The sequence below is a fragment of the Streptomyces capitiformicae genome (assembly GCF_002214185.1).
GTDB lineage: Bacteria > Actinomycetota > Actinomycetes > Streptomycetales > Streptomycetaceae > Streptomyces > Streptomyces capitiformicae.
Window position 1 is genome coordinate 5,596,462 of the sequence record NZ_CP022161.1, and the last position, 12,634, is coordinate 5,609,095.

Annotated in this window: 10 protein-coding genes; 6 read left to right on the plus strand and 4 right to left on the minus strand. The window is 71.4% G+C overall.

Annotated features, from left to right (window positions below):
- The first annotated feature begins 5 nt into the window (after positions 1–5).
- The 3 genes from CES90_RS25025 to CES90_RS25035 all read left to right on the plus strand — a co-directional run bounded on the left by CES90_RS25025 (position 6) and on the right by CES90_RS25035 (position 3,283).
- The gene (locus CES90_RS25025) at positions 6–287 is read left to right on the plus strand and encodes a hypothetical protein (protein WP_189783579.1); all 282 of its coding nucleotides are present in this window, start codon (positions 6–8) and stop codon (positions 285–287) included.
- Between the two features lie 133 nt (positions 288–420).
- Positions 421–1,566 (plus strand): GDSL-type esterase/lipase family protein, encoded by a 1,146-nt coding sequence (locus CES90_RS25030; protein WP_189783578.1) that lies wholly within the window; start codon positions 421–423, stop codon positions 1,564–1,566.
- A gap of 79 nt (positions 1,567–1,645) precedes the next feature.
- Positions 1,646–3,283, plus strand: a complete 1,638-nt coding sequence (locus CES90_RS25035; RefSeq protein WP_189783577.1) for a cellulase family glycosylhydrolase — start codon at positions 1,646–1,648, stop codon at positions 3,281–3,283.
- A 42-nt stretch (positions 3,284–3,325) separates the two neighbouring features.
- Here the strand turns inward: CES90_RS25035 and CES90_RS25040 are convergent, their stop codons facing one another.
- The 4 genes from CES90_RS25040 to CES90_RS25055 all read right to left on the minus strand — a co-directional run bounded on the left by CES90_RS25040 (position 3,326) and on the right by CES90_RS25055 (position 8,118).
- Complete coding sequence (locus CES90_RS25040) at positions 3,326–4,879, minus strand: MFS transporter (protein WP_189783576.1); 1,554 nt, start codon at positions 4,877–4,879, stop codon at positions 3,326–3,328.
- Positions 4,880–5,016: 137 nt separating this feature from the next.
- On the minus strand, positions 5,017–6,660 hold the full coding sequence (locus CES90_RS25045; RefSeq protein ID WP_189783575.1) for a thiamine pyrophosphate-binding protein: 1,644 nt from the start codon (positions 6,658–6,660) through the stop codon (positions 5,017–5,019).
- A complete protein-coding gene (locus CES90_RS25050) occupies positions 6,657–7,442 on the minus strand; it encodes a cyclase family protein (RefSeq protein WP_189783574.1) in 786 nt (261 codons plus the stop codon). The genes CES90_RS25045 and CES90_RS25050 overlap by 4 nt, the downstream gene beginning before the upstream one ends.
- Before the next feature lie 79 nt (positions 7,443–7,521).
- Positions 7,522–8,118 (minus strand): GNAT family N-acetyltransferase, encoded by a 597-nt coding sequence (locus tag CES90_RS25055; RefSeq protein WP_189783627.1) that lies wholly within the window; start codon positions 8,116–8,118, stop codon positions 7,522–7,524.
- 128 nt (positions 8,119–8,246) lie between these two features.
- On the opposite strand from CES90_RS25055, the gene CES90_RS25060 reads away from it, so the two are divergent.
- The 3 genes from CES90_RS25060 to CES90_RS25070 all read left to right on the plus strand — a co-directional run bounded on the left by CES90_RS25060 (position 8,247) and on the right by CES90_RS25070 (position 12,589).
- The gene (locus CES90_RS25060) at positions 8,247–9,665 is read left to right on the plus strand and encodes a hypothetical protein (RefSeq protein WP_189783573.1); all 1,419 of its coding nucleotides are present in this window, start codon (positions 8,247–8,249) and stop codon (positions 9,663–9,665) included.
- 102 nt (positions 9,666–9,767) lie between these two features.
- Positions 9,768–11,042: an AAA family ATPase gene (locus tag CES90_RS25065; RefSeq protein ID WP_189783572.1), complete on the plus strand. Its 1,275-nt coding sequence runs from the start codon at positions 9,768–9,770 to the stop codon at positions 11,040–11,042.
- Positions 11,043–11,326: 284 nt separating this feature from the next.
- Positions 11,327–12,589, plus strand: a complete 1,263-nt coding sequence (locus CES90_RS25070) for a vWA domain-containing protein (RefSeq protein ID WP_229913884.1) — start codon at positions 11,327–11,329, stop codon at positions 12,587–12,589.
- Positions 12,590–12,634 lie beyond the last annotated feature (45 nt).

The window sequence follows — 12,634 nt, forward strand, 5'->3', positions numbered from 1 at the left end:
CACCGGTGACGAGGGTGAACCGCTTGCCCTGGAGAGCCGAGGAAAGCGAGGAGGTCGAGGAAAGCGAGGAGGTCGAGGAAAGCGAGGAGGTCGAGGAAAGCGAAGAAGTGGGGATGGAAGCGGTGGATAAGCCGCTCTGGGTGGTGACGAGCAGAACAGCCGCCAACGCGCTGCCCGTCCATGCCGTGACACGAGGTCTTTTCACGCGAACTCCGCTCGAAGTGGGGGGTGTTGCCGGAGGTGCGGGTGTGAATGAAGGAGCGCGTGCAAAGATACCGAAAGGGTGATCCTTTCTTAAGACCTCAACTTCCCTTTGGCGCAAGCCCGTTGGACCACTCGCCGCACTTGTCTTGACGCGTCAATGACAACGGTGGCATGTTCCATGGGAGCGCTCCCATCTCACTCGGGGAAGGGAACATCATGCGCAGCACCCGCATCTCACGCCTACTTGGCTCACGCTTACCGATCATCCCGTTTCTCGGCCTGCTGGCCGCCCTGCTCGCGCCCTTGACTCTCGCGTCGCCCGCCGTGGCCGCGCCGAGGGCGGCGCATACGGCGGCGGACCCGGTGCGCATCATGCCGCTGGGCGACTCGATCACCGGCTCGCCCGGCTGCTGGCGGGCCGTGCTGTGGAACCGGTTGCAGAACGCCGGACACACGAACATCGACTTCGTCGGCGCCCTCGGCCCCCAGGGCTGCGGGGTGGCGCATGACGGCGACAACGAGGGCCACGGCGGCGAGTTGGTGACCAACGTCGCCGACCAGGACCTGCTGCCCGGACGGCTCGCCGCGACGCTTCCGGACATCGTTGTCATGCACTTCGGTACGAACGATGTGTGGAGCAGCATCGCCCCCGACCGCATCCTCGCCGCCTACACCAAGCTGGTGGGGCAGATGCGGGCCTCCAACCCCGACATGCGGATCCTCGTCGCGCAGATCATTCCCATGAAGCCCAGCAGTTGCGCGGCCTGTGCGCAGCGCGTCGTCGACTTCAACGCGCGGATCCCCGACTGGGCGCGGGCGACGTCCACGAGCCGCTCGCCGGTGACCGTGGTCGACCAGTGGACGGGGTTCGGTACGGCCACGGACACGTACGACGGGGTGCATCCGAACGCCGCCGGGGACAACAAGATCGCCGCGCGCTGGTATCCGGCGCTGAGCGCGGCGCTGGACGCGGGGATTCCACAGGACCCGGAAGAGCCTGGCGACCCCGGCGACCCCGGCGACCCCGATGAGGGTGAGCCTTCCTGCACGGCGGTCTTCCGGGCCGTGAACGTCTGGCAGGGCGGTTACCAGGGCGAGGTGACCGTGACCAACACGTCCGCCTCCTCCGTCTCGGGCTGGACCGTGACCGTCGTACCGGCCGACGGCGCGCGACTCACCCAGGTCTGGAACGGCTCGCTCGGTTCGGCCCCCGACGGCACCACCACTGTCGCCGACGCCGGCTGGAACGGCACCCTCGCACCCGGTGCGAGCACCGCCTTCGGCTTCGTCGCCACCACTGCGTCGACGGCCGGGACGCCGTCGGCGGCCGTCGGCTGCACGGCGCGGGCCGCCGCCTCCTGACGGACGGTGCGCCGGACGACCCGCCGGCGCTGCCCACCCGCGTGACCGGCCTCCCCAACTCCCCTCTCCTGGAGCCGTCATGAGATCCCGTACACCGACCGTCCCCCGTGTGGCCGCGATCGGCGCAGCCCTTCTGGCGGTGCTCCTCCCCCTGTTCGCCCTCGGTCCGCCGGCCCAGGCCGCGCCCACCGGTTTCCGCGTCGAGAACGGACGGCTGCTGGAGCGGTCGGGCGACGACTTCGTGATGCGCGGCGTCAACCACGCCCACACCTGGTACCCGGACCGGATCAGCTCCCTGTCCCACATCAAGGCCAAGGGAGCCAACACCGTGCGCGTGGTCCTCTCCAGCGGCGACCGCTGGACCCGCAACGACACCGCCGACGTGGCGAACGTCGTCGCGCAGTGCAAGCGGAACCGGCTGATCTGCGTCCTGGAGGTGCACGACACGACGGGGTACGGCGAGCAGAGCGGTGCTGTCACGCTCTCGCGCGCCGCCGACTACTGGATCAGCGTGCAGAGCGCGCTGACCGGTCAGGAGGACTACGTCATCGTCAACATCGGCAACGAGCCGTACGGCAACACCAACTACGCGGCCTGGACGGCCGACACCAAGGCGGCGATCCAGAAGCTGCGCACGGCGGGTTTCGACCACACCATCATGGTCGACGCGCCCAACTGGGGCCAGGACTGGGCGTTCACGATGCGCGACAACGCGGCCTCCGTCTTCGCCGCCGACCCGGACGCCAACACCGTCTTCTCCATCCACATGTACGGGGTCTTCGACACGGCCGCCGAGATCAGCGACTACCTGGGCCGCTTCGTCACCGCGAAACTCCCCATCGTGGTGGGCGAGTTCGGGCACGACCACTCCGACGGCAACCCCGACGAGGACGCCATCCTGGCCACCGCCCAGCGGCTCGGCCTCGGCTACCTGGGCTGGTCCTGGAGCGGCAACAGCGGTGGCGTCGAGTACCTGGACATGGTCACGAACTTCGACCCGAACCAGCTCACCAGCTGGGGGCAGCGGCTCTTCAACGGCGCGAACGGTATCGCCGCCACCGCCAGGGAAGCCGCGATCTACTCCTCGTCCGGCGGCGAGGACACCACTCCCCCGACCGCTCCCGGAACCCCGGCCGCCTCGGCGGTGACGTCCTCGTCCGCCACGCTGACCTGGGCCGCCGCGACCGACGCGACCGGTGTCACGGGCTACGACGTGGTCCGGGTCAACGGCACGAGCGAGACCGCCGCCACGACCACCACCGGCACCTCCGCCGCCCTCACCGGACTCGCCCCGTCCACGTCGTACGTCTTCGCCGTCTACGCCCGTGACGGCGCCGGCAACCGCTCCCCTCGCTCCGGCGCGGTGACCGTCACCACCGCTTCCGGCGGCTCGACGGCGAACTGCGCGATCGGCTATCGGGTGACGAACGAGTGGTCCGGCGGCTTCCAGGGCGAGATCGTCGTCCGCAACACCGGCACCTCGGCGATCAACGGCTGGACCCTGCGCTGGACGTTCCCCGACAGCCAGCGCGTCACCAACCTGTGGGGCGGCACCGCCACCCAGTCCGGCGCCGACGTGAGCGTCACGGCCGCGTCGTACACGGCGAACGTCCCCGCGGCGGGCTCGGTCGCGCTCGGCTTCACGGCGAGTCGGGGAAGCACGAACCCGAGCCCCACGGCGTTCGCCCTCAACGGCTCCGCCTGCACGGTGTCCTGAGAGCTCGTAGCTCATATGGAGAGCACGGACGGCATCCCGGCGTCAGAGCGGGCCGGGACCCGTCCCGCCCTTGAGGCGCTCCAGGTCGGACGCCCGGACCTGGATGGCCAGGAGGGCGATCAGCGCGGCGATCACGGTGAAGATCGCCGCCATGACGAAGGCGGCCGAGATCCCGGCCGTGAGGACCTCGTCGGACCAGGGCGGCGGGAGCTGCCCGGTGCGTTCGAACCGCAGGCGCTCGGCCGGGGTCGCCTGGGAGAGGAAGCGGGGGATCTGCTCCTCGGCCTCGTTCCTGCTGGCCGTGCCGAACATGGTGACGAGGATGGACAGGCCGAGTGAACCGCCGACCTGCTGGGTTGCGTTGAGGAGCCCGGAGGCCGCGCCGGTCTCCTGGGTGCGGACGTTGGACAGCGCCATCAGGGTCAGCGAGACGAACTCCATGCCCATGCCCAGACTGAAGACGAGGATCGGACCGAGGACGCTGCCGGCGTAGGTGGAGTGGACGTCGGTCAGCGTCAGCCAGGCGAGTCCTGCCGCGGACAGGATCGCGCCGACCACCATGAACGGCTTGGGCCCGTACACGGGCAGGAACCGGGACGCCAGCCCGGCGCCGACCGCGATGACCGCGCTGACCGGCAGGAACGCGAAGCCGGTGGCCAGGGGGCTGAAGTCCAGCACGTTCTGTACGAAGAGCGTCAGGAAGAAGAACATGCCGAAGATCGCTGCGGCCAGGCACAGCATGATGCCGTACGTGCCCGCGCGGTTGCGGTCGGCGAACATGTGCAGTGGGGTGATCGGCTGTCGGGAACGCCTCTCCACCAGTAGGAACACCGCGAGCAGGACGACGGCCCCGGCGAACGAGGCCAGCGTCAGCGGGTCCCGCCAGCCGTCCTGGGCGGCCCGGATGAACCCGTACACCAGCAGGACCATGCCCGCGGTGGAGGTGAGCGCGCCGGTGATGTCGAAGTGGCCCGGATGACGTTCGGACTCCCTGATCCAGCGGGGGGTGGCCAGGGCTATGAGCAGCCCGATCGGTACGTTGACGAAGAACACCCAGCGCCAGTTCAGCCACTCCACGAGCATCCCGCCCGCGAGCAGCCCGATCGCGCCGCCGCCGGCCGAGACCGCGGCGAACACCCCGAACGCCCGGTTGCGTTCCGGGCCTTCGCGGAAGGTCGTGCTGATCAGCGCGAGGGAGGTCGGGGAGGCGATGGCGCCGCCGACGCCCTGGAGGGCACGGGCGGCGAGCAGTTGACCCGAGTTCTGGGCGAAACCGCCGAGGAGGGAGGCCAGCACGAAGAGCAGGACTCCGAAGATGAAGACCCGCCGCCGCCCGAGAATGTCCCCGGCCCGGCCGCCGAGCAGCAACAGACCGCCGAACGTCAGGGTGTACGCGTTGACCACCCAGGACAGGCTCGTGGTCGAGAAGTCCAGGGACCTCTGGATGTGCGGCAGCGCGATGTTCACGATGGTGATGTCCAGCACCACCATCAGCTGACACGACGCGATGACCAACAGCGCCATCGCGCTTCCGCCACCACCCGATTCCTGGGTGGTGGTCTCGGCCGGAGAACTCGGCTGCGGGCTGCTGCTCATGACGAATCGCTGCGTGTCACTCGACAGAGGTCACAGAAGGTCACGCAGGTCGGTGAACGGTCCCGTCCACTCCTGCGTCCACTGTTCGACGGTACGCCCGTGCCCTGACCGCCACCACTCGGGCCTCTCGGTGAACGTCAGTGTCCGCGGAACGCCTCCTGCAGCCACCAGGAGCCGTGGTCGGTGGTGACCTTGGCGTCGATGAGGAGGGGCGTGGTGCGGGGGCCGGTGGCCCAGTCCTCGACGGGTTCGAGGTCGGTGGGGGTGCGTACGGTGACGGCGTCGAAGCCGTAGCCGCGGGCGAGGGCGGCGATGTCGGTCGGGGGGAAGGTGACGGTGTCGAGGGGGTGGCCGTCGGGGCCGAAGTGGTGGACCTCGGCGCCGTAGGACTCGTCGTTGTACACGATGACGACCATGGGCAGGCCGAGCCGTCGTACGGTGTCGAGTTCGGCGGCGCTCATCAGCGCGCCGCCGTCGCCGAGGGCGGCCACCGGCAGGCGGTCGGGGCGGGCGAGTGCCGCGCCGATGGTGGTGGCGAGGCCGAGGCCGATGGACTGGAAGGCCTGGGTGAAGCAGAAGCCGTCGTGGTCCGGGACGGACAGGTACATGCTGGGGTAGCCCATGAAGTTGCCGGAGTCCACGCCGAGCACGCGTTCGGTGGGCAGGATGTCGTCGAGTGCGATGCTCAGGGTACGCGGGTCGATCCGGTCGCGGCCGGTCTCGTCCTCGTACGGCACGTCCCGCCAGCGCAGGCGGGCGGCGAGGGCGGCGCCGGTGTCGGGGGTGCGGTAGCCCTGCTGTGGCCCGTCGGGGGCCGCCGCGAGTGCCTGGCGTGCCGTCAGTTCCACATCCCCGTTGACGCCCAGGTGCACCGGGCGGTGCGCGCCGAGCGCCGAGGGGTCGTCGTCGACCTGTACGACGGTGGTGTCCGGGCCGATCAGGCTGCCGTGGCGCATGGTCCACATGTTCAGTGTGCAGCCCCAGCCGACGATCAGGTCAGCTCCCTGGATGAGCTCGGCCGCCAGGGGCGAGGCGAAGCCTCCGGAGACGTCGAGCGACCAGGGGTGGCCGTGGAAGAGTCCGCGGGCGACGGCGGAGGTGGCCAGCAGCGCGCCATGGCGGTCGGCGAGGGAGACGAGGGCATCGCGGGAGGCGGGCGTGCGGGCGCCCCGACCGGCCACGAACACCGGCCGCCTGGATGCCTCCAACTCCCTTGACAGCGCCGTCACTTGGGCCGCGTCCGGCACGACCGGCTCGCGGGCGGCGGGCGGCTCGACCGGACTCAGGGCGTTGGCGGGGGCGTCCTGGGCCTGCACGTCCAGGGGCAGGTTGAGGAGTACGGTCCGTCGTTCGTGAAGGGCCAGTCGTACGGCTTCGCAGGCCTCCGCCACGGCGGAGTCGGCCGAGGTGATGCGGGCGGCTGTCGCTCCGACCGCGTGTGCCAACGCCTCCTGATCGATGCGGAAGTTGGAGGTCGGTTGGTTCGCCTCGGCCGCCAGTACGAGGAGCGGTGTACGGCTCTTGGCCGCCTCGGCGATGCCGGTCATGGCGTTGGTCAGGCCGGGGCCCTGGTGCACGCTGAGCGCGGCCGGGGTGCCGCTCGTGCGTGCGTACGCGTCGGCCATGGTCGCGGCGCCGCCCTCGTGGCGCGCGGCGACGAACCGTGCGCCGGCCGCCACCAGGGCGTTGGTGAGGTGGAAGTTGCCGGAGCCGACCACACCGAAGACATGGTCGATCCCGGACGCGTGCAGGGCTCGGCCGACCGCTTCGGCGACCTTCATGAGCGCTCCACCAGGGCGAGGACCCGTGCGGGGGACCCGGAACCGGCGACGATGGGCAGCGGGCCCGCGATGACGACGGCTCCGGTCGGCTGCAGGGCCGCGAGGTTGCGGAGCTGGGTCAGGCCGTACTTGTCGTTGCCCAGGAAGTAGGAGTGGCACGGGAAGACCGGGTCGAAGGAGTGCGCGCGTCCGGCGTCGGTGCCGACCGTCTCGACGCCGAGGCCGATCACCGGCGTCTCCTGCGCCACCCAGCGGGCACACTCCGCGGACAGGCCGGGCGTGTGCGGGCCGTTCGCGTCGGCGTTGAGGAACGTCTCCTGGGAGTGGGCGCGGGAGTCCCAGCCCGTGCGCAGCAACAGCCAACCGCCTTCGGGCAAGGGCCCGTTGTGGGTCTCCCATGCCTTGATGTGGTCCACCTCGACGAGGAAGTCGGGGTCCGCCGCGGCCTCGGCGGTGAAGTCCAGTACGGCCGCGGGGGCGATCAGCCGGCGTGCCGGCACGGACGCGACATCGTCCAGATCCTTCCCCGAGACCCAGTGGACCGGGGCGTCGAAGTGGGTGCCGGTGTGCTCACCGCTGCGGAAGTTGTTCCAGTACCAGGCGGGGCCTCGGTCGTCGTACCGGCTGATCTCCTCCAGTTCGAACACCTGGGTCTGGCCGAACTCGGGCGGCAGCTGGATCACCGGCGTCGACGACGACAGCGGTGACGTGAGGTCGACGACTTCGATCGCGCCACTACGCATCCCGGACACCAGACCTGCGAGAACGGACGGCTTGACCATGTCGGCCTCCTGAGCGGATCGCGTACGGGCGTCCAGGGTGGCAGCGGGCGAGCGCCCGCACCAGGCCGGATCGGTGGAGTCATCGCCTGATGCTCCGGGTCCACCGGATCTCGCCTTCGTGCCATTCGTCGGTGGGGGTGAGACCTGCGGCGGTCGCGACGGCGGCGGATGCCCGATGGTCGGGGTGGACATGGGCCCGGAGGGTCCGCACGGGCTGTCGGCTGAGCCAGTCGACGAGTCCTTGGGCCGCTTCGACGGCGATGCCCCTTCCCTGCCACGGGGTTCCCACCACCCAGGCGATCTCGGCGACGGGGCCGTGGTCGCGGACGTGGTTGTAGTCGCGGTCGTAGTTGTAGTCGCGGTCATGGTTGTAGTCGCGGTCATGGTTGTAATCGCGGTCGGAGAAGCTGATCGTCGCCTGGACCGTGCCGGTCAGGCAGGAGGCGTCACGCAGCCGGATCACCCAGTTCAGCCAGGACACGGCCGGATCGGGAGAGCCTGCGGTCAGGCGCTGATAGCGCGACCGCAGGGCTTGCGGGGTGTCCGGAGTGCCGCCGATGAAGGTGTGCAGGGCCGGATCGGACAGCACAGCGGCCATCTCCTCGGCGTGCTCGACGCGAAGCGGCAGCAGGTCCAGCCGCCGGGTGCTGATGGACTGGGCCGCGAGGGGGTTCATGGGCACCTGGTCTCCTTGCTCGCCTGGAAAACATGTGTGCGGGTCGAGGCTGTGGGCGCTACCATCGCCGCGATGATGACTCACTCCATTGGCAGAATGGGGGTTCCGTCCGCGCAAGGTGAGTGCTGATGCTCACTCACATCGCGAACGGGGATTCCCGCCTTTCCTACTGGTCGCGCGTGCGAGAGTTCGCCGTGCCGCCGTCGATGATCGAGACCGCCACCGCCCGCCGTGCTCTCGGCGACTGGGCAGGGGCGTGTGCCGCGGCAGGCGTCGACGTCGACCTCAATCCGCGTACCGTGACGCATGATTACGGCCAGGACGTCGCGGCCCGACTGCGGGACGACCTACGGCATTTGGCGCCCGACCTGCTGCGCTGGCACATGCCGAGGATCGCTCCCGACGGGTTGCTGCGGCCGGGCCTGACCATCACGCTGGCCCGGTACGAGGCCGCCGGGCGCGACGGCCCGTACCCCGTGCATCTCGTGGTCCGTACCCCGCCCGCGTGGGCGGACGCCGGTCAGCGGATCGGCCTCGCGCTGTGGGACGGGTCCCGCGGCGAGGTCGACGGATGTCGGCATCCGCGTCCTCGTCCCAGCCGGCGGTTCCGCTTCGATCTGCACCGCCATCTGTGGGACGCGCGCAGGGCGGGTGAGCTGCGGATCCGCTCGGGGGCCGAGGCGCCGTCCGCCGCCGAACCGTCCGTACGGGACCCGGAGTTGTCGGGGCTCGTGCCGCTGGAGCGGGGCTGTGCCGTCGACCGGTGGGCGGAGGAGGCGGGGATCGTGCTGCGTGCCGAGGGGCGGTCCGACGGTGCCGTCCTGGTGCGGTTCGGGGCCCGCCGCCGACTGGTCCTGCACGTGGCGCCGGGGGCGGAGGCCGACGGCGTCGGGCACGGACCGCCTGGTCCGCGCCTCGCGGGGGTGAACGGCGACGACAGGGCCTGCAGTTCACTGCCGGTGCTGCCCGACGCGGCGACCTGGGTGCTGCCCGACCTGGAACTGATCCGTGCCGGTGCGATCGAGGCCGACCGGCTGCATCCGCTGGTCGCCTCCGCACTCGTACCGGATCACGTGCCGTCGGCTTCGGCCCGGGCGCCGGAACGGGCGGGGCAGCCGCGGCTCGTGGACTGCCGGGGAGTTCAGCATCGGATCGGTTTGGTCGATGGCGTACTGGCCCCGCTGGACCACGACCCGGCCGAGCTCCGGCGGGAGGAACTGCTGGTCGCGCTGACCGGTACGCCGCTCCCCTGTCTGCAGGCCATCGACGAGGCGCACCGCCGCCCGGACTGCCTGTCCGGTGTGCGGGAACGCCTCGACCACGGCGACATCGCCGGTGCGCTGAGCGTCGTCGAGGGTCTGCTGGGCCCGGACGCACTGCTGCGCGAGGGCGCGCTGCGGGACGAGTTGGAGGAGGCCGCGCGGCGGCGGATCACCTACGGGTTGTACCGGTCGGGCCTGACCGGCCCCGGCCCACGCCGCATCCGCCTCAGCGACCGCCGCCGCCCTTCCCGCGAGCTCCGCTCACGCAACGCCACCTTCTTCTGACCCGGGGCTGTCCTCCCCACCCGTTCGCATCGCATCACGGCGGGGGCCCGCCCCCGCGCCCCTTCACGCACGCGTTCCTCACACACCCAAAGGTGATCAAACATGCCCACTTGCACTCCGTTCGCCCTGCCCAGCACCCTCTCCGCCCCGCCCACCGACCAAGCCCACGCCTCCCAACTCGACGTCGCGGGCAACCTGTTGAGCCTGCTGCGTACGACCACCACCGAACCTCGCCCCGACACACAGTTGGAGGCGTTGACCCTGGCCGTCGCCGCCGATCTGCCCGTACTGCTGTGGGGTGAGCCGGGGATCGGCAAGACCGCGGCGTTGACGCAGCTCGCCGCGGCGCTGGACCTTCCGCTGACCACCGTGATCGCGAGCGTGCACGAGCCGTCCGACTTCTCGGGACTGCCCATCGTGGGAGACGACCCGGCGGAGCAGGGGGTGCCCATGGCGCCGCCGGACTGGGCAGTGCGGCTGGTGCGGGCCGGGCGGGGGCTGCTGTTCCTGGACGAGTTGTCGACCGCGCCCCCCGCCGTGCAGGCCGCGCTGCTCCGGCTGGTGCTGGAGCGGAGGATCGGCGCGCTGCAACTGCCGCCCGGCGTCCGGATCGTGGCCGCCGCCAACCCGCGGTCCTCGGCCGCCGACGGCTGGGAGCTGAGCCCGCCGCTCGCCAACCGGTTCGTGCACCTTCAGTGGACCCACGACCACGAGGTCGTCGTACGCGGCCTCGGCGGGACCTGGCCCAGGGCCACCCTGCCGCGGCTCGCCCCGGAACGGCTCGCGGAAGCCGTCGACTTCGCCCGTCGCGCGGTGTGCGGGCTGCTCGCCGCCCGCCCCAAACTCGTGCACCAGCTGCCCAGCAGCGAAAGCCGCCGGGGCGGCCCGTGGCCGTCGCCGCGCAGCTGGGAGATGACTCTGCACCTGACCGCCTTCGCCACCGCCTCCGGGGTCTCCCGGGACGTACTCTCCCTGCTGGTCAGGGGCACCGTGGGAGACGGGCCCGGGCTGGAGTTGCTGGCGAGCCTGGACCGGTTGGACCTCCCGGATCCCGAGGAACTGCTCGCCGACCCGGCGGGTGCCGTACTGCCCGAGCGGGGCGATCTGCGCCAGGCCGTGCTCGACGGGGTCGTGGCAGCGGTACGCAACCGCCCCGAGAAGTCACGCTGGGACGCCGCGTGGGCGCTCCTCGTCCACGCGGTGGAGACGGGCGCCCCGGACCTGGTGGTCGTCCCCGCGACCACCCTCGCCGCACTGCGCCGCGAGGACTGGGACGTCCCCGAGTCGATCGAGAAGCTCGCGGGAGTCGTCTCCCTGTCCCGGCGCGCGGACGAGGCGGCGGCCCGCGCCAAGACCGCGAGGAAGGCGGCGCGATGAGCACGGACGGGACGAGCGAGGACGGGACGAGCATGCCCGGGACGGGGGCCACACGGACGGGGGTGCCCGGGAGCGGCGCGTCGGGGACGGAAGCGGCCGAGACAACGGCGACCGGGCCGAGTACCGCCGAGCCCAGGGCGACCGAGACGAGAACGCGCGGGACGAGGACAGCCGATGGCCCGACAACCGGGACGAGGACAGCCGATGGCACGACAACCGGGACCAGGATGCCCGGGGCGACGGCGGCCGCCACAAGCACGACCTCAACGAGGACGGCCGGGACAATGCCGACCGCTTCCCGGGCAGCCGGCACGACAACACCGCGCCCCCTGGACCGCGACAAGCTCTTCACCGCCCGGCTGCAGGCCGCCCGGGCCCGGCCCTACCTGGCGTCGGCGCTGTTCGCCCTGCACCCCGTCGAGTCCCGGCAGGTGCTGACGATGGCCGTGGACCGGTACTGGCGGTGTTATGTCTCACCGGTCTTCGTGGACCGGACGCCGGTGGAGGAGTTGGCGGGCGTATGGGTGCACGAGGTGTCGCATCTGCTCCGCGACCATCACGGGCGCGGCGACCGGGTCGCCCGGGAGCGCGGGCTGACCGGCGCCGGGGAACGGCTGCGGATGAACCTCGCCGCGGACTGCGAGATCAACGACGACGTGTACGGCGACGGGTTGGTGAAGCCGAAGGGCGTGGTCGAACCGGGGACCTTCCGGCTGCCCGAGGGGCAGCTCATGGAGGAGTATCTGGACGACATCCGGCTCGGGCCGCGTATGCAGGCACTGGCCTGGCTGGACTGCGGCAGCGGCGCCGACGGGCTGGACCGGGAGTGGGACCTCGGCCCGGACGGCGCGCACGGCCTGAGCGAGCAGGAACGGGACGCGGTCCGGTTCCGGGTGGCGCAAGGCATCAAGGGCCGGCCGGGGAGCGCCCCGGAGGGCTGGCAGCGGTGGGCGGAGGAGGCGTTCCATCCGCCGCAGCCGTGGCGGGAGTTGCTGGGCGCGGCCGTCCGCTCGGCGGCGTCCGGCTCCGGCGCGGGCGAGGACTACACCTACGGGCGGCCGGCGCGGCGCTCGGCCGGGGTGCCCGGGGTCGTCCTGCCGAGCCTGCGGCGCAGGCCGCCCCGGGTCTCCGTGGTCATCGACACCTCGGGGTCGGTCAGTGACGCCGAACTGGGCAGCGCGCTCCTGGAGGTCGCCGCGATCTGCAGCGCCCTGGGCGGCCGGCGCGACCTGGTCACCGTGGTGCCGTGCGACGCGGACGCCCGGATCACCCATTCGCTGTGCCGGGCCGAAGGCATCCCCCTGGTGGGTGGCGGTGGCACGGATCTGCGTACGGGTTTCCGCGCGGCGCTGCGCGCCCAGTCCCCGCCCGACGTCATCGTCGTCCTCACCGACGGACAGACCCCCTGGCCCGCCACCCGACCGCCGTGCCGGACCGTGGTCGGCCTGTTCTCACGGCCGTATTCGGACGGCTCATGGGACGAGAACGATCCCGACTACGTACCGGACCGCCCGCCCGACTGGGCCCGCGTGGTCGAGATCGGATAGGCCGGGCCCAGCAATCGGGGACGTCGGCCCGGAAGAGCGCCGAAG

What these genes read in the sequence shown, in the direction of transcription:
- CES90_RS25040 (WP_189783576.1), bottom strand. Translation starts at nt 4,879, where the DNA reads ATGAGCAGCAGCCCGCAGCCGAGTTCTCCGGCCGAGACCACCACCCAG.
- CES90_RS25050 (WP_189783574.1), bottom strand. Translation starts at nt 7,442, where the DNA reads ATGGTCAAGCCGTCCGTTCTCGCAGGTCTGGTGTCCGGGATGCGTAGT.
- CES90_RS25030 (WP_189783578.1), top strand. Translation starts at nt 421, where the DNA reads ATGCGCAGCACCCGCATCTCACGCCTACTTGGCTCACGCTTACCGATC.
- CES90_RS25055 (WP_189783627.1), bottom strand. Translation starts at nt 8,118, where the DNA reads ATGAACCCCCTCGCGGCCCAGTCCATCAGCACCCGGCGGCTGGACCTG.
- CES90_RS25035 (WP_189783577.1), top strand. Translation starts at nt 1,646, where the DNA reads ATGAGATCCCGTACACCGACCGTCCCCCGTGTGGCCGCGATCGGCGCA.
- CES90_RS25065 (WP_189783572.1), top strand. Translation starts at nt 9,768, where the DNA reads ATGCCCACTTGCACTCCGTTCGCCCTGCCCAGCACCCTCTCCGCCCCG.
- CES90_RS25060 (WP_189783573.1), top strand. Translation starts at nt 8,247, where the DNA reads ATGCTCACTCACATCGCGAACGGGGATTCCCGCCTTTCCTACTGGTCG.
- CES90_RS25045 (WP_189783575.1), bottom strand. Translation starts at nt 6,660, where the DNA reads ATGAAGGTCGCCGAAGCGGTCGGCCGAGCCCTGCACGCGTCCGGGATC.
- CES90_RS25070 (WP_229913884.1), top strand. Translation starts at nt 11,327, where the DNA reads ATGCCGACCGCTTCCCGGGCAGCCGGCACGACAACACCGCGCCCCCTG.